This is a genomic window from Staphylococcus sp. CoH_129_LAB_1 (assembly GCF_058191515.1).
The window spans coordinates 38608-60433 of the sequence record NZ_JBXWKZ010000012.1; the positions used below are offsets into that span (position 1 = coordinate 38608).

A 21826-nucleotide genomic window follows, 5' to 3' on the forward strand; every position below is an offset into this window, starting at 1 on the left:
ATGTTTGATTCAAAAAGTTTACAAGTCTATTTTATATGTGGAACACAAGACATAATCGGTGATCAAAACATTAAAGATGTTTTAAAAGCAGCATTAGAATCAGGAGTTACTTTATTTCAATTTCGTGAAAAAGGGCCAAATGCTTTAGTAGGGGATGAAAAAGAAGCCTTAGCTAAGGAATTGAAAACACTTTGCCATGAGTATAAAGTACCTTTTTTAATTAATGATGATGTGGATTTAGCTGAAAAAATTGATGCAGATGGTATACACGTAGGTCAAGATGATGAAATGATTGCTTCTTTTGCTGAACGTTTTAAAAATAAAATTATAGGATTAAGTGTAGGTAACGTAAAAGAATATCAACAGTCAGATTTAGAACATGTAGATTACATAGGCGTGGGTCCAATGTACGAGACATCTTCAAAATCTGATGCAAGTGCTCCTGTAGGTCCTAAAATGATTTCAACACTTAAAAAATTCAATCCAAGTTTACCTATGGTTGCAATAGGAGGAATTACTGAAGATAATTGTGAACCTATAGCTAAAGAAGGAGCGGATGGTGTTTCAGTTATTTCAGTCATTACACACAGTAAAAATATTGACAAGACTGTTAATAAATTAAAGCACTATTTCAAATAAATATCTCTTTTTTTCATTTTTTGTTTTCTAGTACACTCTAACTATGATAAAATAATTTCTATGTGAATATATCAATAGAGGTGTAAAAATGAAGAAGAAAGCGCTACTACCTTTGTTATTAGGGGTAATGGTCTTTTTAGCTGGATGTGACTATTCCAAATCTAGTAATAGAAATGGATTTTTCTACAATACATTCGTTGAACCAATGTCTAAAATTTTACATTGGTTAGGCCATTCTGTTTTTCATGATGATTATGGTATTGCAATCATCGTTTTAGTATTAGTTATTCGTATTATCTTATTGCCTTTCATGCTGTCAAACTATAAAAATAGTCATATGATGCGTGAAAAAATGAAAATTGCTAAACCTGAAGTAGAAGGTGTACAAGAAAAAGTTAAACGAGCACGTAATCAAGAAGAAAAAATGGCTGCTAATCAGGAAATGATGGAAGTTTATAAAAAATATGACATCAATCCTATGAAAAGCGCTTTAGGTTGCTTACCTGTTTTAATTCAAATGCCTGTTGTTATGGGATTATATTTCGTATTGCGTTATCGTATTGGTGGCGGTATTACAGAACATCCACATTTCTTATGGTTTAATTTAGTACATCCTGATATTTGGATTACTATTATTGCAGGTGTGTTATACTTTATTCAAGCATGGGTATCAAGTAAACAAATGCCTGAAGAACAACGCCAAATGACTTATATGATGATGATTGTTTCACCAATTATGATTATTTGGATTTCATTAAGTTCAGCTTCAGCACTAGGTTTATATTGGTCTGTCAGTGCGGCATTCTTAATTATTCAAACATTCTTTGCAAATAAACATTATGAAAAAGTCGCAAAACAAGAAGTTGGACCCATGATTGAAGCATATAAAGAAAATAATTCAAATAAAAAAGGGAAAAATACGCAAGTAGTTTCTAAAAATAATAAAAAGAAAAAATAATATAAGGTTAATACGAGAACGAAAAAAGAGTAGGAAAAGATTATGTGAAATCTTTTCCTACTCTTTTTTTATTCAGCTACATGCCATTCATTATAAAATTGAGTTAAAAATGCTTTCATAAACTCATGGCGTTCTTTAGCTAATCGATATCCAGTTGGTGTATGCATTAAACTTTTTAATTTTAGCAATTTATCATAAAAGTGTCTAATGGCTGAAGGAGGTAGATTGACTATTTCATCTTCTGAAGGAACCGAACTATGAGGAGATTCTGTCCACATAAGCTCATTAAAATGACCGGAAAATTGAAAAGCTCTTGCTATGCCTATAGCTCCAATCGCATCTAAACGATCAGCATCTCTAACAATTTGTCCTTCAATTGAAAGTTGAATATCATCATTTTTACCATTACTGTAACTCAAATGTTTAATAATAAAAATGACATGTTTTTGAACAGTATCTTCCAATTCTATTTCTTTAAAAAATCGATTTAATTCTCTTAAAGCATGCTTTTTATCAGTCAATTTATTATCTATGACATCATGCAATAAAGCCGACAATACTATTGTAAGAAAATCACCTTGATGTTCCTGTTTGGCAATATACTTAGCTAACGATGTAACACGTTCAATATGTGCAATATCATGACCTGAGTAATCATTTTTATGGAATTGATACATATATTCTTTAGCTAATGAAATTTGTTGTTCTTGTTTCATAAACTACTCCTTTAAAATCATTTAACATGAAAAATCGCATGAATGAGTTTAAAGAATTGGGGATAATAATTGAGATATACCTTCTTTAAACTTAATCCAAGTACTACGTTGATTATATAATTCTTTAGTCAACTCATATGAGACCTTCATATCTTTAATAAATGCTTTTTTAAGTTGAAGAGAAATATCTTCATCATAAATGAATGCATTAACTTCAAAATTTAATGTAAAACTACGATTATCCATATTTGCTGTACCTACAGTAGCAATTTCATCATCGACAATAAGTGTTTTTGAATGTAGAAATCCATTATTATATTGATAAATTTTAACACCTGCATCTAATAAAGAAGCAGCATTTTTTAATGTAGCCCAATAAACAAAAGGATGATCAGGTTTACTTGGAATCATTAAATTAACTTCGACGCCCCCTAAAGCGGCAATTTTTATAGCATCAATAAAAGCTTGATCAGGAATGAAATAAGGTGATTGAATATAAATAGAATGTTTTGCAGACATAATCATCTTTAAATAGCCATATTTAATTTGTTCCCAGTCTTCATCAGGTCCACTTGAAGCAATTTGAACACCAATTTCGCCACCTGAATCTACGTCAGGAAAATATCTATCTTCATAGCTGATATTGCCACGTGTTGATTGTGAATTCCAATCTAAAATGAATCTTAACTCTAATGCATTGACAGAGTCACCTTCAAGTCTTAAATGAGTATCTCTCCAATAACCAAATTTTTTATCTTTACCAAGATACTCATCGCCAACATTAAAACCACCAACATAGCCAATCTTACCATCTATAATGACAATTTTTCGGTGATTACGATTATTCATTCTTAAATTAATTAAAGGTAATTTGGAAGGAAAGAAAGCTTCTGCGTATCCACCTTTGTCTTTAAACTGTTTCAAATCTTTCTTGCGTAATGTTCTTGAGCCCATATCATCATATAACATTTTAACTTCTATACCATCTTCAAGTCTGTCTTCGAGTGCCTTTAAAATACGACGTCCAAGACCATCACTTTTAAAAATATAGTATTGAATATGTATATAATCTTTAGCATTATTAATATCTTCAATTAAAGCGTCAAACTTAGCATGACCATCTGTAAAGATTTTTATACTGTTATCAGTAGTTAAAAATGCAGCATTATTATAGAGTAACATGTGTACCATTTCTTTAAACTTAACAATTTGATGATTACCTTTAGAAAAATCGTCTTTTTCAAGTGCATTTAACTGTTCATCAACAATCATAGCTAAACCTTTACGATCTTCTTTTTTTAATTTAAAAATATGATCGCGTTGTATTTGACGTCCTAATAATAAATATAAAATAAATCCTACTATAGGTAGAAATACAAGAACTAAAAGCCATGCCCAAATCGAGCCTGCACTACGACGTTCCATAAAGATAATGATAAATGCGAAAATAAAGTTTAATATAAAGGCAGTGATTAATATGATGTTAATAATTAAAGAAGAATATGAGAAGGATAATTGTACGATTTCTACCATATTAATAAATTGAACCTCCTAAATATTTTAAAATTAATGTACTAACAAATATTGTATCATGCACTATAATAAATACTATAATTAATTTTTAAAATTAAAATGTGTAATTGACGAAATAAAGAGTAGATTATACGATGATATAGAAGCTATAGAAAGGGTGAAATAGTTGGAAAGTCAAGATCATGCCCATCATTCTGAGCAAGTTAAATTAAATTTAAAATCTCGATTAAATAGAATAGAAGGACAAGTTAAAGCAATCAATCGAATGATTGATGAAAACGTATATTGTGATGATGTATTAACTCAAATAAGAGCAACACGTTCAGCACTTAATAGTGTTGCTACTAAATTACTAGAACATCACATGAAAAGCTGTATTATGGACAAAATAAATCAAGGGGCTGAAGAAGAAGCAATGGAAGAACTACTAGTGACATTTCAAAAACTAGTTAAAGATTAGTTAGGAGATGATAGTATGTTAAAAAGTAATACTATATTTGTAGATAATATTGAAACGGATGAACAAGCAAAAATATTAAAAGAACGGTTACTAAATATGATTGGTGTGAATACTGTATTAATCGATAGAGAAAGAAATAGTGTTAATATTGAATATGAAACACCTACTAATTTAAATAGTATTGAAAAAGAAATTTATGATGATGGATTTAAAGTATTATCTTAATAAAAATTTTAATGTGATTTAAATAATTTAAAATAATTTTCAAATATGGTAGTAAAGCATGACAAATTAGGGTAGTATAACCTTGAAGGTCAAAAAACGAGGTGAAATACCATGAATAAATCTGATAAGTTACAAAATGTAGTCAAATTATTATCCTCTTTAGGCGTAAATATAAAAAAAACAAAATCTCGTTTCGACATTATTAATACTTTGCCTACCACAAAAACGGTTACTCAAGAACTTAAATAATATTTAATTGAACAAAGGCCTGCGATATCAAATCATATCGCAGGCTTTTAAATTATTTTCAAGTTATTAACGTTTATACTAAGTCTCTTTTGATAATGGCTTTTGATGGTAATAAATAGAAAGTACAACACCAATACCTAGCATTAAACTCCATAATGCACTACCACCATAACTAATAAATGGTAACGGTATACCTGTAATAGGCAAGAGCTGAATCGTCATACCTATATTTTGTAAAATATGAAAGACGAGCAAAGAAATATAGCCAATTAAAAATATCTTATTAAATGATGACGTTGTTTTTATGGCTAAGCGAATAAGATGGAAAATTAAAGCTAGAAATATAAGAAGCAATATCACTGCACCAATAAATCCAATTTCTTCACCGATAACAGAAAAAATAAAATCGGTATGATTTTCTGGAATATAAACCTCGCCATGATTATAACCTTTACCAAATAATTGACCAGAACCTATCGCTTTTAGTGATTCAGTTAAATGGTAGCCATCTCCAGTGCTGTAAGCATATGGATTTAACCATGAGTTAATTCGCCCCATTTGATACATTTTGATATGTAATGCTTTCTCAATAAGAGAGGGTTTATATATAATGGCTAAAACAATACTGCTTCCTATTACTGCTATAGTTACAAAGATTGGAGCAAGAATACGCCATGTAATACTACTTACTAACATGATTCCAACAATAATGGCACACAGTACTAATGTAGTCCCTAAATCATTTTGAAGTAAGATTAACATCATAGGTATCAAAGATACACCAATGATTTTAAAAAATAAGATTAAATCAGTACGAAAAGATTTATTAAATGTAAATCGATTATGATTAGAAACGATTTTAGCCAAAGCAAGTATCAAAATAATCTTCATAAATTCTGAAGGTTGAATACTTATTGGGCCAAATGCATACCAACTTTTAGCACCATTAATAATAGGCGTAATAGGTGTTTCAGGAATAATTAATAAACCTAGTAATAAGATACAAAAGAAGATATACAGTATATATGTATTATTTTTTATTTTTTTTGGAGAGAAAATCATCACAATAAATGCTAGTATTGCTCCTAAAATATAATAAATAATTTGACGAATACCAAAATTGGCACTATATTGGCCGCCACCCATAGCAGAATTGATTGTAGTAACACTAATGATTGCTAAAATCGTTATTAATGCTATAAGTATCCAGTCAATTTTTCGAAGCCAATGTGTTGTAGGCTGTTGACGGGATGAATATTTCATAAAAAACTCCTTAAATTCTGTTGAATAGTATATATAGATTTTACATGACTTTATATGATTATGCTACAAAATAAAGAAGATGAAATAAAGTGGAAGCGGTTTAATCTAAAAAATAATAATGAATAATAAGGGACTTTTCTTTAATAAATAAACAATTTTTTATTTATTGGTAAATGCAAAAAACACTGATATTGTGATAATATTGACATTTAGAAAGAATAATCTAAATTACATAACGTTAATGAAAAGTGTAATTAACAACTTAAACTTAATACATTATAGTATTATAATTATGATGAGAAAAACAAAGGCGTAATCAAACATTACTTTATAAAATGCTTTTGTCATTATTTTTCTCGATGGAGGATATAAAACATGGTAAAAGAAAATATTTGTATCGTATATGGCGGTAAAAGTGCTGAGCATGATGTATCAATATTAACAGCACAAAATGTATTAAATGCGATTGATAAAGATAAGTATCTAGTAGATATTATATATATTACAAATGATGGTCAATGGAAGAAAAAAGAAAATATTACAAAAAATATTGAAACTGTTGAAGAATTACATTTAGAAGACACAGATTGTGGAGAAATTACACTACTTTTAAAAGAAAATGGAGAAGGTAATAAATATGATGCAATCTTCCCATTATTACATGGTCCAAATGGAGAAGATGGTACAATTCAAGGTTTATTTGAAGTGTTAGATTTACCGTATGTAGGAAACGGTGTATTAGCTGCATCAAGTTCGATGGATAAGTTAGTAATGAAACAATTGTTTGAACATCGCGGTTTACCACAATTACCATATATTAGTTTTTTAAGAAGTGAATATGAAAAATATGAAGGTAATATCATTAAACTCGTTAATGATAAATTAACATATCCAGTATTTGTAAAACCAGCTAACCTTGGATCAAGTGTTGGAATTAGTAAATGTAATAATGAAGATGAACTTAAAAAAGGTATTGAAGAAGCATTTCGATTTGATCGTAAGTTAGTGATTGAACAAGGTATCAATGCGCGTGAAGTTGAAGTCGCAGTTTTAGGTAATGACTATCCTGAAACAACATGTCCTGGAGAAGTTATTAAAGATGTTCAATTCTATGACTATAAGTCAAAATATAAAGACGGTAAAATTAGTTTACAAATTCCAGCTGATTTAGATGAAGATGTTCAAATGACTTTACGTAATATGGCATTAGAAGCATTTAAAGCTACAGATTGTTCTGGATTAGTACGTGCTGATTTCTTTGTGACAGAAGATAATCAAATCTACATTAATGAAACAAACGCGATGCCTGGTTTTACAGCATTTAGTATGTATCCAAGTTTATGGGAAAATATGGGATTATCATACACTGATTTAATCACTAAATTAATCGATTTAGCTAAAGAACGTTATGAAGATAAAAAGAAAAATAAATATACTATCGATTAAGCGAGGGGCCTAAGTATGATTGAAGTTTCATTAAAACAAATTCAAAGTTGGATATCTTGTGATATTGAAGAAGCATATTTAGAACATCAAATTAAAGGAGTCACTATCGATTCTCGTCAAGTAGAAAAAGATATGTTATTTATTCCGTTTAAAGGAGAAAATGTAGATGGGCATCGATTTGTAGAACAAGTTCTCAAAGATGGCGCTGGTGCTTCATTTTATGAAAAAGGACACGACATTAGCGATTCAATTCAAGGGCCTATCATATGGGTAGATGATACATTAATAGCTTTACAGCAATTAGCTAAAGCGTACTTAAAACATGTTAACCCCAAAGTTATTGGAGTGACGGGCTCTAATGGTAAAACAACAACTAAAGATATGATTGAAAGTGTTTTACATACGGAATTTAGAGTTAAAAAAACACAAGGTAACTATAACAATGAAATTGGATTACCTTTAACCATTCTTCAATTGGACGAAGACACTGAAATTTCTATTTTGGAAATGGGTATGTCAGGATTCCATGAAATTGAATTGTTATCTAAAATTGCAGAACCTGATATTGCGGTTATAACTAATATTGGTGAATCTCATATGCAGGATTTAGGTTCTAGAGAAGGTATTGCCAAAGCAAAATTCGAAATTACTATAGGACTTAAATCTGGGGGTACCTTCATATATGATGGAGATGAGCCACTTCTAAAACCACATATTGAAAAAGTAAATAATACTAAACTGTTAAGTGTCGGTTTAAATCAAGATAATGCATTAGTATGTAAAGTTGAAGATAGTAAAAGTGATGGCATAGCATTTATGATAAATAATAGCGAACATTATGAATTACCCATTTTAGGTATTCACAATATGAAAAATGCTACTATCGCTATTGCAATTGGACACGAACTTGGTTTAGATTATGAAACGATTCAAACAAATATAAGAAATGTACAACTTACAGGTATGCGAATGGAACGACATGTTACTGATGATCAAATTACTGTTATAAATGATGCTTATAATGCAAGTCCAACAAGTATGAAAGCTGCTATTGATACATTAAGTCATATGAATGGACGTAAAATTATTGTACTCGCTGATTCTTTAGAGTTGGGTGAAAATAGTCAATATATGCATGAAGATGTAGGTGCTTATATGGAAAATAAAGGTATTCATACATTACTGACTTATGGTAATGATGCTAAGTTTATTAGTAATACAGGCGGACAGTTTGTGGAAGATGTAGCTTATTTTTCAGATAAAAATGAACTGACTAATTACTTAAAGTCTATATTGCAACCTAATGATAAAGTGTTAGTTAAAGGGTCACGTGGAAATAAACTTGAAGAAGTAGTAAATGCTTTAATTTAATTATTTATAATAGTTGAGAGTTGCTTAGAAATGAAAGGTTTCAAAGCAACTTCTTTTTATTATTTTAATAGAACGAAGATCCTACTTAAAAGCGTTATTTACTACAGATATAAAAATTGCTTTATTGCTATAACTATTTTTAGGTGGTACTATATAGAAGTTGACGTAATAAGCAGACCTTATATACAAAAACGTATATTGATAAATAAAAGAATTAAAAGGAGAATTATATTGCAAAATTTTAAAGAATTAGGGATTTCGGATAAAACGGTAAAAACCCTAGAAGAAATGGGTTTTAAAGAACCAACACCAATCCAAAAAGAAAGTATCCCTTATACATTAGAAGGAAAAGATATCCTTGGACAAGCTCAGACAGGCACGGGTAAAACGGGAGCTTTTGGGATTCCTTTAATCGAAAAAGTTGTTGGAAAATCAGGTGTTCAAGCTTTAATTTTAGCGCCTACAAGAGAATTAGCAATGCAAGTTGCCGAACAATTACGCGAATTTAGTCGTGGACAAAATATTCAAGTTGTTACTGTCTTTGGTGGTATGCCAATTGATAGACAAATTAAAGCGTTAAAACGAGGACCTCAAATTGTAGTGGGGACGCCAGGACGTGTTATCGATCATTTAAATCGTCGTACATTAAAAACGAATGATATTCATACTTTAATTTTAGATGAAGCGGATGAAATGATGAATATGGGCTTCATTGATGATATGAGATTTATTATGGATAAAATCCCTTCTGAACAACGACAAACAATGCTGTTTTCAGCGACAATGCCTAAAGCTATTCAGACATTAGTACAGCAATTTATGAAATCACCACAAATTGTTAAAACGATGAATAATGAAATGTCGGATCCTCAAATCGATGAATACTATACAATTGTTAAGGAATTAGAAAAATTTGATACATTTACTAATTTTTTAGATGTACATCAACCTGAGTTAGCTATTGTATTTGGTAGAACAAAACGTCGTGTGGATGAATTAACAAGTGCATTGCTAACTAAAGGCTACAAAGCAGAAGGATTACACGGAGATATTACCCAAGCTAAACGTTTAGAAGTACTAAAAAAATTCAAAAACGATCAAATTGATATATTAGTTGCCACAGATGTTGCAGCTCGTGGTCTTGATATTTCAGGTGTAAGTCATGTATATAACTTTGATATACCTCAAGATACTGAAAGTTATACACATAGAATTGGACGTACAGGTCGTGCAGGCAAAGAAGGTATTGCTGTCACTTTTGTTAATCCAATTGAAATGGATTATATTCGTCAAATTGAAGAAGTTAATGGCAGACGAATGAAAGCTTTAAGACCACCTCATCGTAAAGAAGTGCTTAAAGCACGTGAAGAAGACATCAAAGACAAAGTTAAAAACTGGTTGTCACGTGAGAGTGAAGATCGTTTAAAACGTATCTCTAATGAATTATTAGAAGAATATGATAGCACTGAATTAGTAGCTTCATTATTACAAGAACTTGTAGAAGCAAATGATGAAGTTGAAGTTCAATTAACTTTCGAAAAACCACTTGCAAGAAAGAGTCGTAATAATAAAGGCAATCAGTCAAGACGTGGCGGTAAACGAAATAATAAATTTGATAACAAAAATAAACGATCAAAAGGCAATTTCAATAAGAAAAAAGGTAAAAAGCAAGATCGTCGAGATAGACAAGATAAAAGAAAAACGTCTATCAAAGGTCGTACGTTTGCTGATTTACAAAAATAGGTGTTATTTATAAGATTAAATATTTATGATTGAGAATGGCATAGAATTCATTTTCACCTCAGTCATCAATCACTAATATCAAAAAATCCTTAGACATTTGATAGTGTCTAAGGATTTTTTGATTATAAGTACTTATTAAATAATAATTAATTTTACAGATGCCTATACTAACTAATAATGTTTTAAAGAAAAAAATAATTGAATGTATTTAAATATATGGTATTTTAGTTTTGATATTTACATTAATATGAGTTAAATTAATGCAAAAAAATAGTATGATATAATATAAAAAAAATTGGTAAGGAGTTTATTTGTGCAATTACATCGCTCTTTTCATAAAAGTCCTAAATCTGCATTTTTATATCATTGGTTAGTAAGTGGAGTCACGTTTCTGATAGAGATCATTATTTTAGGTGGTTTGTTTTATTGTTCGAAAGCATTTCACTGGCCACATTTTACTTTGTATATTCTACTTGTATTAACTGTTTTTTCTCTTATTCGTTTCATCTTCGATCCTATCATTAGATATTATTATAGATTTTATAATATAGAAAATAATAATGTAGAAATTTTGAATGCTTTTATTTTTAAAAGCTATAAAACAACAAAAATTAAAAGGTTACAACTTTTAAAGGTTAAAACAAATCCGCTATTGAAAAAGTTTAATCTTAAGAGAGTCATTGTTGTGACTGCAGGTCATGAACTCACAACACCTGTTGTTTCTAATAAAGAAGCAGAACGATTAATATTACATATCTTATCACAAATGCGAGGTAGTAATGATGATATTTAAGCCTCAAAAATTACATCCGATTTCTTATTTCACGGGTCTAATAGATGTTATAAAGCAAAACATTTTTGTTATTATCGTGTTTATTGGATTTAATATATGGAATTTTGATTTTACAAATATTAGACATTATATTGGACCAGGTATCTTTTTATTGATTATTCTTTTTTCTATGATTAATCAATTTCAAAAAGTACGTCTAACGCGTTATTGGATAGAAAATGATCAATTTATAGTCACATCTGGATGGTTAAATAAAAAACGCAAAGAATTAAATTTGAATCGAATTCAATCCTTAGATACCACACAAGGACTGATTAATCAATTAGTAGGTGGCGTACGATTACAAATTAAAACGCCGAGTGATGGTATTGAACTTGAAACGATTTCGAAACAACAAAGTGAATTGATTGAACGTACAATTAAAAAAAGGCAACTTCAGTTAGACAGTCAAGAAATAGAGGATTATAATAAGCCTAATAATAGCGAACAAGAATTAATATCTGAAGATAGTAGTAATAATAAAGTAATATTTAAAATGTCTAATAAACTATTGATTTTTATGGCATTGACAAGTGGCGTGATAGGTGTAGCATTCGCCACTATTTCCCCCATTATAGGTGCATTTGAAGATATTATCCCATGGGAAAAATGGACGTCTCGTCTTTTTCAATGGATACAGTCAGTTACGTTTTTAGTGACTATTATTATATTGATTGTACTTATATTTTGTTATGTTATAGGTACTCTAATTGTTGTTCTTCGTTATTATAACTATACAATCACACAACGTGATAATGAGTTGAAAATTACTTACGGATTACTAAATGTAAAAAATATAACAGTACCCACCGAACGATTACAAGCTGTTGTAGAAAAACAGTCATTTATTAGAAAGTTATTTGGATATACCTCTATATACTTTATTATTACAAGTGATTTAGAAGTTAAATCTAATGAAGATGTAAGTGAAAACGGAAAAATTATGATTCTTCCATTTATTAATAAAAAAGAGGCTTATTCTATTATTAGAAAATTAGTTCCTGAAATGCAATTTAACTCTATTACTGAAAATGTGCCAAAACGAGGGTATCATCGCCACTTTTTTATACCTAGTATCATATTGATTCTTGGTGCAAGTATAGGTGCCTATTATTGGAGTATGTGGAGCTATGTTTTAGCGTTGATAATTATTATTTTTATGGTAATTCATGCGTATTTGTACATATCTATTTCTGGATTATGCAATAGAAAAAATGAAATAGTACTTCGCCAAGTAAGTATAATGAATATTAACTCTTATTACTTTAAAAAGGATAAAATTATTGGTATGAATGTTAATCAAAATCCATTGTTAGAAAAGAGCCATTTAGCGCATTTACATTTTATAATAGCTAAGGGTGCAGTAAGTGAAGATATTAAGCTTAAATATGCTTCTGAAAAACAGGTGCAATTATATATAGGTACCTATTTAGGAGGTTCTGACTATTGAGTGAGTATAGTTTTATGAATACAAGCGGTTTAAAGGTGATGAGAATCGCATCAATGATAGGACTCATTATTATTAGTGTTATTTTATTTCTACTCAATGTTATAGATTCTTATTTTACGCATATATCAAAACTTTCAATTAACATAGTGATTTCTATAGTAATTATATTGCTGTATATCATATTATTTATTATTATTATACCGCTTTTGAGATATCATTATTTTCGTTATTACTACGACGAAAATGATATTTATATTAGAAAAGGGATGATTGCTGTTGAAACAGTCATTATTCCATTTTATAGAATACAAAATATAGAGGTCATAGAAGGATTTATAATGAGAAAATATAAGTTAGCGCATCTTCATTTATCTACTGCAGGTGGAGGATACAATATAGAGCTAATTACAAAAAAAGAAGCGAATGATTTGAAACAAATGATTCAAAATAAAAAAAAGACCTATATGAACTAAAGCGTATAATGAAGTGAGGTATTAATATGATACATGGTATTGGTATTGATTTAATTGAAATTGACCGAATAAAAGACGTGTATATTAAACAGAAGGATAAACTAATACAGAGAATACTAACAGAGCAAGAACAACAAAAATTTAATTCTTTTAAAAATGACAAAAGAAAATTCGAGTTTTTAGCTGGACGGTTTGCAACTAAAGAAGCATTTAGTAAAGCATTAGGAACAGGATTAGGAAAAACGGTATCATTTAATGATATTGATTGTTATAACGATGAAAAGGGTAAACCTTGCATCGAATATCCTGGTTTTGTTGTTCATGTCTCGATTACGCATACACAACATTACGCAATGAGTGAAGTAATATTAGAAAAATAAATCATATCAATTTTTTATAAGTTTAAATAAGGAGGGCTTCATATGTCAGATGTTGCTTATAGACCGACATATTTAAATGTAGATCTTGATGCCATTATATACAATTATAATATTTTTAAAACACTTCAAAGTGATAAGTTAGTGATTCCTGTAATTAAAGCGAATGGGTATGGATTAGGAAGTGTAAAAATAGCAGAAATTTTAGAAAATAATGGGGCTCAATTTTTTGCAGTTGCTACTTTAGATGAAGCTATTGAATTACGCTTACATAATATAAATGCTAAATTATTAGTTTTAGGTGCGATATCACCGAAAGATATAAATAAAGCGATTCAATATGACATTACCTTAACTGTGCCCTCACAGTTTTGGTTAGAACGAGCGATTCAGTATATAGAAGATAACTCAGATCATGTATATCTTCACGTGAAATTAGATACCGGAATGGGAAGACTAGGAATTAAAACGCTTGAAGAGTATCAGTTAGTCATTAATCTTATTAAAGAACATCCAACTCTTATTTTTGATGGCGTCTTTACTCACTTTGCCAATGCAGATGAACCTAGTGATTCAATGAAACAACAATATGCATTTTTTGAAGACCTTGTAACTAAAGCAGAGCAACCAAAATATATACATGCTCAAAACTCAGCGGGCGCTTTATTAGCAAATTGTAAATTATGTAATGCGTTAAGACTTGGAATTTCACTATATGGTTATTATCCTTCCGAATATGTTAGAAAGAAAATAGATGTTCAATTAAAACCAAGTGCTAAATTATTGACTCAAGTCGTTCAAACTAAATATTTAAATCCGGGAGACTCTGTAAGCTATGGAAGTACATTCACTGCAACCGAAAAAATGAAAATAGCGATTTTACCAATTGGATATGCAGATGGTTTCTTAAGATCTATGCAAGGATTTGACGTAAATGTCAATCATCATCAATGTACAATTATTGGAAGAGTATGTATGGATCAATTGATTATTAGTGTACCTGAGGATGTGAAAGAAGGAGATAAGGTTATTTTAATAGATAACAATTTAAATTCTCCACAAGCAGTAGAAGCATTAGCTATAAAACAAAATACAATTAATTATGAAGTTTTATGTAATTTAGGTCGTAGACTTCCAAGAATATATTATTTAAATAAAAAATTTGAAGTTACAAATGAATTATTAAATTAGTATAGTCACTTGTTACAAAATTTGTTATTATAAAATTAAATTAAAGTTTATAATGTCTTATTTGTATCAATTGGAGGTTCAGTGTATGTTAACTTTTAATCAGAATAGAAGCTACAGTCTTGAACAATCATTAAAAGAGGGCTATGTCCAAATGGCCGATTTAAACCTCTCCCTAGCAACTGAAGCATTTCCATTAGAATGTGAAGCTTGTGATTGTAACGAATCATATCTTACATCTAATTATAAAAGTGAATGATTAGAAGAGGCGATGTATATTTAGCTGATTTATCACCAGTTCAAGGGTCTGAACAAGGGGGAGTAAGACCCGTAGTTATCATTCAAAATGATACTGGTAATAAATATAGTCCTACAGTAATCGTAGCTGCGATTACTGGTAGGATTAATAAAGCGAAAATACCAACACATGTAGAAATAGAAAAGAAAAAATATCGTTTAGATAAAGATTCAGTTATTCTTCTCGAACAAATACGAACATTAGATAAAAAAAGATTGAAAGAGAAAGTTACATATTTATCAGAAGATAAAATGAAAGAAGTTGACGATGCATTGGATATCAGTTTAGGCTTACACGATGTTCGTTCTCAAAAAAATTAGTGTTTTATATGTATAAATCAAAAAAATACAAAATAAACTTTTAAAATAAATCAATTGTACTTTTAAATGATTTTAATTAGATTAAATTTAGTTAGACACAGTAATACGATTGAGTAAGTTTATGACTATTTAGAGATGTCGCAGCAGTTAACTGTATTGAAAATGTTTAAATCAAGTTTTCAATTTCAATTAACCTTGCGGGGGTGAGACAGTGTATTTACAAAAAATGCTGTCTCGCTCCCTTTTTAAGTAGAACAGTTATTTTAGAATAATATTTATTTCGTATTAATATAAATTATTAAAATATTGGATTGTCAGACAATATTAGAAAAATGTTTAATCAGCTATGAAGTAAGGAGGCAAAGATTCGTGGAAGAATTTAAAAAAAACTATAAGCAACTTATAGATGAGAGCTTAGTTACTAAAAATAGAGAACAATTTTTAAAGAAGTGTGACGAATTCACTGAAGAAGTAATTAAAAAGGATATTCTACCAGAGGATATTGTTGATTTACATAAAACGTATATTACTTCTCTAAATTTAAACAAAACTCAAATTATAGATACATTGGATGTACTAAAAGAAGTAGTAAAAGGTTTTGGATATAGCTATAGAGATTATCAAAATTTAGTTGATAAAATGCAATTCCACGATAAAGAAATTGACTTAGCTTCTAGACTTCAACAAACGATGTTAAAAACAGATATTCCACAATTTGACAGTATACAAATAGGTGTTATTTCAGTAGCTGCTCAGAAAGTAAGCGGAGATTATTTTAATTTAATTGATCATAAAGATGGTACCATGAGTTTTGCTGTGGCAGATGTTATTGGAAAAGGGATTCCAGCTGCATTAGCGATGAGTATGATTAAATTTGGAATGGACTCTTATGGACATTCACAATTACCAAGTGATGGTTTAAAGCGACTTAATCGTGTAGTAGAAAAAAATGTTAATCAAAATATGTTTGTTACGATGTTTTATGGATTATATGAAGAAATGAATCACTTACTGTATTGTAGTTCAGCTGGTCATGAACCTGGATATATTTATAGAGCTGAAACCGAAACATTTGAAGAAATTGAAGTTCGAGGAAGAGTGCTAGGTGTTAGTCAACATACACGTTATAGCCAACAAGAAATTCCAATTTATTTAGATGATTTAATTATTATTTTAACTGATGGTGTAACAGAAGCTAGAAATAAAGAAGGAGAATTTATCGCAAAAGATACTATTTTAAATTTGATTAGAAAATATAAACACATGCACCCCCAAGATATTGTTCAAATCTTATATGAAGCTATTTTGAAAATACAAAATACTCAAAAAAGAGATGACATGACAATTTTAATAATAAAAAGAGTGAATTAATTATTTAATATTTTGATTATATTATAATTATAATGGGTATAGTTGCTATAGTATACATATTGAAAAAGATTAGGAGTGTAATTAAATGAATCTTAATGTAGAAACGATAACCCATGATGATTATTATGAAGTTATTGTTGGTGGAGAATTAGACGTATATACAGTGCCTGAGTTAGAAGAAGTACTTGTGCCTATGCGCCAAGAAGGAACTCATGACATTCATGTGAATTTAGCAAATGTAAGTTATATGGACTCAACAGGGTTAGGTTTATTCGTAGGTACATTAAAAGCTTTAAATCAAAATGATAAAGAATTATATATTTTAGGTGTAACAGATAGAATTAGTAGATTATTTGATATTACTGGTTTAAAAGATTTAATGCATGTTAATGAAGGAACGGAGGTAGAGTAACTTGTCACTCAAAAATGATTATATTGAAATGAAGTTGCCTGCCTCAGCAGAATATGTAAGTTTAATCCGTCTAACATTGTCAGGAGTCTTTACAAGAGCAGGAGCTTCATACGATGATATTGAGGATTCAAAAATAGCAGTAAGTGAAGCAGTAACAAATGCAGTAAAACATGCATATAAACATAGTGAACAAAATGGTATGATTAATATTTGTTTTGAATTATTCGATGATAAAATTAAAATTATTATTTCAGATCAAGGTGAAAGTTTTGATTATGAATCTACAAAATCGAAATTAGGACCTTATCAAGAAAACGAAAATATCGATTTCTTACGTGAAGGTGGTTTAGGACTATTTTTAATTGAATCATTAATGGATGAAGTAAAAGTTTCAAAAGAGTCTGGTGTAACAATCAGTATGATTAAGTATATAAAAAAAGAGCAGGTGCCAAATAATGACGAAAGAGTCGAAATCAGTTAATGAAATATCACCTGAACAAATTAACCAATGGATTAAAGAACACCAAGACAATATAAATCCTCATGCGCAAGACAAACTAGTCAAACATTATCGTAAACTAATTGAGTCTTTAGCATATAAATATTCAAAAGGACAATCACATCATGAAGATTTAGTTCAAGTGGGTATGGTTGGTTTAATAGGTGCTATTAACAGATTTGATATATCTTTCGATCGCAAATTTGAAGCATTCTTAGTGCCAACTGTTATTGGTGAGATTAAAAGATATCTAAGAGATAAAACGTGGAGCGTTCATGTTCCTAGAAGAATTAAAGAAATTGGCCCGAGGATAAAAAAAGTGGGCGATGAACTTACGAATGAACTTGGCCGTTCTCCTTCAATTTTGGAGATTGCGAATCGTTTAGAAGTAAGTGAAGAAGAAGTATTAGAAGCAATGGAAATGGGTCAAAGTTATAATGCACTAAGTGTGGATCATTCAATTGAAGCAGATAAAGATGGCTCAACAGTAACATTGCTAGATATTATGGGACAGCAAGATGACAACTACGATCTTACTGAAAAAAGAATGATACTTGAACGCATTTTACCTATCTTATCTGACAGAGAAAGAGAAATTATTCAATGTACGTTTATTGAAGGATTAAGTCAAAAGGAAACTGGTGAACGTATTGGACTTAGTCAAATGCATGTCTCTAGATTACAACGAACAGCAATACGAAAACTACAACAAGCTGCCAAGCAATAAAATTAAGGAGCGAACAATGAGTTCATATTGAATTCTATGTCGCTCCTTTTATTATTAGAACATGTATTGTAAAAATAAAGATATGTTAAAATTAAAAAGAATTTATTAAAAAAGTGTGGTTATAACGTGGAAAAAATATTAATTAAAGATATTGTAAAAAAATATCAATTTTTAGAGAAACAAGTCATAGCTGTATTAAATTTATTAGACGAAAATAACACAGTACCGTTTATAGCAAGATATAGAAAAGAAGCAACTGGCGGTTTAGATGAAGTTCAAATTAAACAGATATCTGATGAATATCAATATGCAGCGCATCTTCAAAAACGTAAAGAAGAAGTTATACATAATATTGAGCAACAAGGTTTACTTACTGACGAATTAAAAAAAGATATTCTTCAGCAAACAAAATTACAAAGGGTTGAAGATTTATATCGTCCTTTTAAACAAAAAAAGAAAACGAGAGCAACTGAAGCAAAACGAAAAGGATTAGAACCATTCGCTCGTTTCTTAATAAAAGGACAAAATAATGATGTGAATGAAGAAGCAAAAAAATATCTAAGTGATGAAGTTAAAACAGTAGCCGAGGCAATTCAAGGTGCTCAAGATATTATTGCTGAACATATTTCAGATAATCCTAAGTATCGACAACGTTTACTTAAAGATGTTTATCGTCAAGGAAATATTGTAACAAAGAAGAAAAAACAAGCAAATGATGAAAAAGAGATATTTAGTATGTATTACGATTATTCAGAGCCTATAAAAAAAATAGCTAATCATCGAATTTTAGCAATGAATCGTGGAGAGAAAGAAAAAGTATTATCAATTAAAATTGAATTCGACACTACTTCAATAGAAACATTCATACAATCGAAAGAAGTAAAAAAAGCATATCAACTAGTTGAATATATTGAACCTGCAATTAAAGACAGTTTAAAACGTTTAATTATGCCTTCAATTGAAAGAGAAATTCGTAATGATTTAACTGAAAGGTCAGAGAATCAAGCTATAGAAGTGTTTAGTGAAAATTTAAAACATTTATTATTGCAACCTCCTATGAAAGGTAAACAAATTTTAGGTGTCGATCCGGCATTTAGAACTGGATGCAAATTAGCTGTCATAAATCCTTTTGGAACGTTTATTGCTAAAAGTGTCATATATCCTCATCCTCCAAAGTCAAAAATAGAATTAGCAGAAAAAGAATTAGTTAGAATGATAACTGAATATAGTGTTGAATTAATTGCAATTGGTAATGGTACAGCAAGTCGTGAAACAGAACAATTTGTTGCAAGTGTCATAAAAAAATATCAACTAAATATTCAATTCATTATCGTCAATGAAGCGGGGGCTTCTGTATATTCTGCTTCTGAAATAGCAAGAAATGAATTTCCGGAATTTCAAGTTGAAGAACGTAGTGCAGTATCTATAGGTAGACGTGTGCAAGATCCACTTAGTGAATTAGTAAAAATTGATCCTAAATCTATTGGAGTAGGACAATATCAACATGATGTAAACCAAAAAGAACTTGAACAAGCTCTAACATTTGTTGTAGAAACAGCAGTTAACCAAGTAGGTGTAGATGTGAATATAGCTTCCAAATCTTTACTGCAATATGTTTCTGGATTATCAAGTACTATTGCTCAAAACATTATTGATTATCGAGAAAACAATGGAGCCATAAAACATCATTCTGAGATAAGCAAAGTAAAACGTTTAGGTAGTAAAACTTTTGAACAAAGTATTGGATTTTTAAGAATCGTTAATGGTAAAGAGCCATTAGATAATACATCTATACATCCAGAAAGTTATCAAGCAACTTATCAGCTTTTAGAAAGTTTACAACTATCAATTAATGACTTAGGTTCAGATAAACTTAAACAAACACTTAATAATATTAATATTGAAGAAAAAGCAAAGGAAATTGGGATAGGCATACTAACACTAGAAGATATTATAAAATCCCTTAAAGCGCCGAATCGTGATCCACGTGATAGCTATGAAACACCTCAATTAAAATCTGATGTATTGTCAATTGAAGACTTAGTTGAAGGAATGAAATTAAGTGGAACGGTTAGAAATGTAGTAGATTTCGGAGCATTTGTAGATATAGGTGTTAAACAAGATGGGTTAGTTCATATTTCAAAACTATCAAAAAAATACGTTAAAAATCCTATGGATATCATTAGTGTAGGAGATATAGTTGATGTTTGGATTTTAAATATTGATAAAAATAAAGAAAAAGTATCATTGACTATGATTAATCCTAATGAATAATGATATGCTTCAAAAACTAGTAGAAACCATTTCACTTGAATATTTTAAACTACCTTTTAAACATGAAGCTTATTTTAATTCTCGATTACGGACAACAGGTGGTAGATATATACTATCTACGCATCATATTGAGATTAATCCAAAACAATTTTCTAATTTTGGAAAAGATGCTTTAGTTGATATTATAAAGCACGAACTATGTCATTATCATTTACACTTATTGGGAAAAGGCTATCAACATAAAGATCGTGACTTTAAAATATTAAGTAATAAGGTTCAAGCACCAAGATTCTGTCAGCCGATTCAAAGCTATGAAGAAAGAGCTAATTATATATATCAATGCTGTAAATGTAAGACAACGTATTTAAGAATTAGAAAAGTGAATATTAATACGATGAGATGTGGTAAATGTGGAAGTAAACTTGAATTAAAGATGGATTTATAAATACGTTAAAAATATAAATTGCAATACATTACTAAATCTAATATAACAAAGTGACGTTAAAAACCTACAGTCTATAGTATTGTAGGTTTTTAATTTTTTTAATAAAAACTATTGACATATACAAGAAATGTATGTAATATAGTTATCGTTGCATTTATAAATGACGTAAACATTAAAAGATAGTAAATTTATTTAAAATATTATTAAAAAATTATTGACTTTTTATTACAAATCATTTACAATAAATAATGTTCTCGATAATAAAAGTTATTGCGTTTTGCCAGCGGTCGTGGCGGAATGGCAGACGCGCTAGGTTGAGGGCCTAGTGGGAGAAATCCCGTGGAGGTTCAAGTCCTCTCGGCCGCATCAAATCAATTATTATACACTGCGGGTGTAGTTTAATGGCAAAACCTCAGCCTTCCAAGCTGATGTTGTGGGTTCGATTCCCATCACCCGCTCCATTATAGATTTAATAGATTTAAATGAACATTGAAAACTGAATGACAATATGTCAACGTTAATTCCAATAAAGTAACTTAAATGTTACAAACACTATT

The 21826-nt window shown here is 29.6% G+C and carries 24 protein-coding genes and 2 tRNA genes; 23 read left to right on the plus strand and 3 right to left on the minus strand.

Translation table 11 applies throughout. The annotated features are described in order from the left end of the window. Positions 1 to 639 (plus strand): thiamine phosphate synthase, encoded by a 639-nt coding sequence (gene thiE / locus AC2FB1_RS05280; RefSeq protein WP_490674242.1) that lies wholly within the window; start codon positions 1 to 3, stop codon positions 637 to 639. 88 nt (positions 640 to 727) lie between these two features. After that, on the plus strand, positions 728 to 1597 hold the full coding sequence (gene yidC, locus AC2FB1_RS05285; RefSeq protein ID WP_490674243.1) for a membrane protein insertase YidC: 870 nt from the start codon (positions 728 to 730) through the stop codon (positions 1595 to 1597). A 68-nt stretch (positions 1598 to 1665) separates the two neighbouring features. Here the strand turns inward: yidC and AC2FB1_RS05290 are convergent, their stop codons facing one another. Both AC2FB1_RS05290 and cls read right to left on the minus strand, forming a co-directional pair. Continuing rightward, positions 1666 to 2313: an HD domain-containing protein gene (locus AC2FB1_RS05290; RefSeq protein ID WP_490674244.1), complete on the minus strand. Its 648-nt coding sequence runs from the start codon at positions 2311 to 2313 to the stop codon at positions 1666 to 1668. Positions 2314 to 2361: 48 nt separating this feature from the next. Beyond that, a complete protein-coding gene (gene cls / locus AC2FB1_RS05295) occupies positions 2362 to 3846 on the minus strand; it encodes a cardiolipin synthase (protein ID WP_490674245.1) in 1485 nt (494 codons plus the stop codon). 166 nt (positions 3847 to 4012) lie between these two features. Between cls and csoR the strand changes: the two genes are divergently transcribed. The 3 genes from csoR to AC2FB1_RS05310 all read left to right on the plus strand — a co-directional run bounded on the left by csoR (position 4013) and on the right by AC2FB1_RS05310 (position 4780). Beyond that, complete coding sequence (csoR, locus tag AC2FB1_RS05300; protein ID WP_490674246.1) at positions 4013 to 4306, plus strand: copper-sensing transcriptional repressor CsoR; 294 nt, start codon at positions 4013 to 4015, stop codon at positions 4304 to 4306. A 15-nt stretch (positions 4307 to 4321) separates the two neighbouring features. Further along, positions 4322 to 4531: a putative copper chaperone CsoZ gene (gene csoZ, locus AC2FB1_RS05305; RefSeq protein WP_490674247.1), complete on the plus strand. Its 210-nt coding sequence runs from the start codon at positions 4322 to 4324 to the stop codon at positions 4529 to 4531. A gap of 111 nt (positions 4532 to 4642) precedes the next feature. Next, on the plus strand, positions 4643 to 4780 hold the full coding sequence (locus tag AC2FB1_RS05310) for an Lmo0850 family protein (RefSeq protein WP_002437525.1): 138 nt from the start codon (positions 4643 to 4645) through the stop codon (positions 4778 to 4780). Between the two features lie 78 nt (positions 4781 to 4858). Here the strand turns inward: AC2FB1_RS05310 and AC2FB1_RS05315 are convergent, their stop codons facing one another. Beyond that, a complete protein-coding gene (locus AC2FB1_RS05315; RefSeq protein WP_490674248.1) occupies positions 4859 to 6043 on the minus strand; it encodes an FtsW/RodA/SpoVE family cell cycle protein in 1185 nt (394 codons plus the stop codon). Between the two features lie 375 nt (positions 6044 to 6418). Here AC2FB1_RS05315 and AC2FB1_RS05320 point away from each other — a divergent pair, with 375 nt between their 5' ends. The 18 genes from AC2FB1_RS05320 to AC2FB1_RS05405 all read left to right on the plus strand — a co-directional run bounded on the left by AC2FB1_RS05320 (position 6419) and on the right by AC2FB1_RS05405 (position 21730). Then, the gene (locus AC2FB1_RS05320; protein ID WP_490674249.1) at positions 6419 to 7489 is read left to right on the plus strand and encodes a D-alanine--D-alanine ligase; all 1071 of its coding nucleotides are present in this window, start codon (positions 6419 to 6421) and stop codon (positions 7487 to 7489) included. Positions 7490 to 7504: 15 nt separating this feature from the next. Beyond that, positions 7505 to 8860, plus strand: a complete 1356-nt coding sequence (locus AC2FB1_RS05325) for a UDP-N-acetylmuramoyl-tripeptide--D-alanyl-D-alanine ligase (protein ID WP_490674250.1) — start codon at positions 7505 to 7507, stop codon at positions 8858 to 8860. A 231-nt stretch (positions 8861 to 9091) separates the two neighbouring features. After that, positions 9092 to 10603 (plus strand): degradosome RNA helicase CshA, encoded by a 1512-nt coding sequence (gene cshA / locus AC2FB1_RS05330; protein ID WP_490674251.1) that lies wholly within the window; start codon positions 9092 to 9094, stop codon positions 10601 to 10603. 313 nt (positions 10604 to 10916) lie between these two features. Next, positions 10917 to 11396 (plus strand): PH domain-containing protein, encoded by a 480-nt coding sequence (locus AC2FB1_RS05335; protein WP_490674252.1) that lies wholly within the window; start codon positions 10917 to 10919, stop codon positions 11394 to 11396. Continuing rightward, positions 11386 to 12885 (plus strand): PH domain-containing protein, encoded by a 1500-nt coding sequence (locus AC2FB1_RS05340; protein ID WP_490674262.1) that lies wholly within the window; start codon positions 11386 to 11388, stop codon positions 12883 to 12885. The genes AC2FB1_RS05335 and AC2FB1_RS05340 overlap by 11 nt, the downstream gene beginning before the upstream one ends. Beyond that, the gene (locus AC2FB1_RS05345) at positions 12882 to 13358 is read left to right on the plus strand and encodes a PH domain-containing protein (RefSeq protein ID WP_490674253.1); all 477 of its coding nucleotides are present in this window, start codon (positions 12882 to 12884) and stop codon (positions 13356 to 13358) included. Before AC2FB1_RS05340 ends, AC2FB1_RS05345 begins: the two co-directional genes overlap by 4 nt. Positions 13359 to 13384: 26 nt before the next feature. After that, on the plus strand, positions 13385 to 13738 hold the full coding sequence (gene acpS, locus AC2FB1_RS05350; RefSeq protein WP_490674254.1) for a holo-ACP synthase: 354 nt from the start codon (positions 13385 to 13387) through the stop codon (positions 13736 to 13738). Positions 13739 to 13780: 42 nt separating this feature from the next. Continuing rightward, a complete protein-coding gene (gene alr, locus AC2FB1_RS05355; RefSeq protein WP_490674255.1) occupies positions 13781 to 14926 on the plus strand; it encodes an alanine racemase in 1146 nt (381 codons plus the stop codon). Positions 14927 to 15011: 85 nt separating this feature from the next. After that, complete coding sequence (gene mazE / locus AC2FB1_RS05360) at positions 15012 to 15182, plus strand: type II toxin-antitoxin system antitoxin MazE (RefSeq protein ID WP_368863466.1); 171 nt, start codon at positions 15012 to 15014, stop codon at positions 15180 to 15182. Then, complete coding sequence (locus tag AC2FB1_RS05365; protein WP_490674256.1) at positions 15179 to 15541, plus strand: type II toxin-antitoxin system PemK/MazF family toxin; 363 nt, start codon at positions 15179 to 15181, stop codon at positions 15539 to 15541. Before mazE ends, AC2FB1_RS05365 begins: the two co-directional genes overlap by 4 nt. 369 nt (positions 15542 to 15910) lie before the next feature. After that, complete coding sequence (locus AC2FB1_RS05370) at positions 15911 to 16912, plus strand: SpoIIE family protein phosphatase (protein WP_490674257.1); 1002 nt, start codon at positions 15911 to 15913, stop codon at positions 16910 to 16912. A gap of 85 nt (positions 16913 to 16997) precedes the next feature. Continuing rightward, positions 16998 to 17324, plus strand: coding sequence for an anti-sigma factor antagonist (locus AC2FB1_RS05375; protein WP_490674258.1), 327 nt, complete (start codon positions 16998 to 17000; stop codon positions 17322 to 17324). 28 nt (positions 17325 to 17352) lie between these two features. Beyond that, positions 17353 to 17805 carry an anti-sigma B factor RsbW gene (rsbW, locus tag AC2FB1_RS05380; RefSeq protein ID WP_049335593.1) on the plus strand — a complete coding sequence of 151 codons (453 nt, stop codon included), beginning with the start codon at positions 17353 to 17355 and terminating at the stop codon, positions 17803 to 17805. Then, positions 17780 to 18550, plus strand: a complete 771-nt coding sequence (sigB, locus tag AC2FB1_RS05385) for an RNA polymerase sigma factor SigB (protein ID WP_490674259.1) — start codon at positions 17780 to 17782, stop codon at positions 18548 to 18550. Before rsbW ends, sigB begins: the two co-directional genes overlap by 26 nt. Positions 18551 to 18676: 126 nt before the next feature. Continuing rightward, entirely contained in the window at positions 18677 to 20824 is a 2148-nt protein-coding gene (locus AC2FB1_RS05390) for a Tex family protein (protein ID WP_490674260.1), read from the plus strand. Beyond that, positions 20817 to 21269 carry a SprT family protein gene (locus AC2FB1_RS05395; protein ID WP_490674261.1) on the plus strand — a complete coding sequence of 151 codons (453 nt, stop codon included), beginning with the start codon at positions 20817 to 20819 and terminating at the stop codon, positions 21267 to 21269. Before AC2FB1_RS05390 ends, AC2FB1_RS05395 begins: the two co-directional genes overlap by 8 nt. A 283-nt stretch (positions 21270 to 21552) precedes the next feature. Continuing rightward, positions 21553 to 21635 (plus strand) — tRNA-Leu (locus tag AC2FB1_RS05400). A 21-nt stretch (positions 21636 to 21656) separates the two neighbouring features. Then, positions 21657 to 21730, plus strand: a tRNA-Gly gene (locus AC2FB1_RS05405). Positions 21731 to 21826 lie beyond the last annotated feature (96 nt).

Bases quoted from the DNA above. Each gene is read 5' to 3' on its own strand.
- thiE (WP_490674242.1), top strand. From the start codon at position 1: ATGTTTGATTCAAAAAGTTTACAAGTCTATTTTATATGTGGAACACAA.
- yidC (WP_490674243.1), top strand. From the start codon at position 728: ATGAAGAAGAAAGCGCTACTACCTTTGTTATTAGGGGTAATGGTCTTT.
- AC2FB1_RS05290 (WP_490674244.1), bottom strand. From the start codon at position 2,313: ATGAAACAAGAACAACAAATTTCATTAGCTAAAGAATATATGTATCAA.
- cls (WP_490674245.1), bottom strand. From the start codon at position 3,846: ATGGTAGAAATCGTACAATTATCCTTCTCATATTCTTCTTTAATTATT.
- csoZ (WP_490674247.1), top strand. From the start codon at position 4,322: ATGTTAAAAAGTAATACTATATTTGTAGATAATATTGAAACGGATGAA.
- AC2FB1_RS05310 (WP_002437525.1), top strand. From the start codon at position 4,643: ATGAATAAATCTGATAAGTTACAAAATGTAGTCAAATTATTATCCTCT.
- AC2FB1_RS05315 (WP_490674248.1), bottom strand. From the start codon at position 6,043: ATGAAATATTCATCCCGTCAACAGCCTACAACACATTGGCTTCGAAAA.
- AC2FB1_RS05320 (WP_490674249.1), top strand. From the start codon at position 6,419: ATGGTAAAAGAAAATATTTGTATCGTATATGGCGGTAAAAGTGCTGAG.
- AC2FB1_RS05325 (WP_490674250.1), top strand. From the start codon at position 7,505: ATGATTGAAGTTTCATTAAAACAAATTCAAAGTTGGATATCTTGTGAT.
- AC2FB1_RS05340 (WP_490674262.1), top strand. From the start codon at position 11,386: ATGATATTTAAGCCTCAAAAATTACATCCGATTTCTTATTTCACGGGT.
- acpS (WP_490674254.1), top strand. From the start codon at position 13,385: ATGATACATGGTATTGGTATTGATTTAATTGAAATTGACCGAATAAAA.
- alr (WP_490674255.1), top strand. From the start codon at position 13,781: ATGTCAGATGTTGCTTATAGACCGACATATTTAAATGTAGATCTTGAT.
- mazE (WP_368863466.1), top strand. From the start codon at position 15,012: ATGTTAACTTTTAATCAGAATAGAAGCTACAGTCTTGAACAATCATTA.
- AC2FB1_RS05365 (WP_490674256.1), top strand. From the start codon at position 15,179: ATGATTAGAAGAGGCGATGTATATTTAGCTGATTTATCACCAGTTCAA.
- AC2FB1_RS05375 (WP_490674258.1), top strand. From the start codon at position 16,998: ATGAATCTTAATGTAGAAACGATAACCCATGATGATTATTATGAAGTT.
- rsbW (WP_049335593.1), top strand. From the start codon at position 17,353: ATGAAGTTGCCTGCCTCAGCAGAATATGTAAGTTTAATCCGTCTAACA.
- sigB (WP_490674259.1), top strand. From the start codon at position 17,780: ATGACGAAAGAGTCGAAATCAGTTAATGAAATATCACCTGAACAAATT.
- AC2FB1_RS05395 (WP_490674261.1), top strand. From the start codon at position 20,817: ATGAATAATGATATGCTTCAAAAACTAGTAGAAACCATTTCACTTGAA.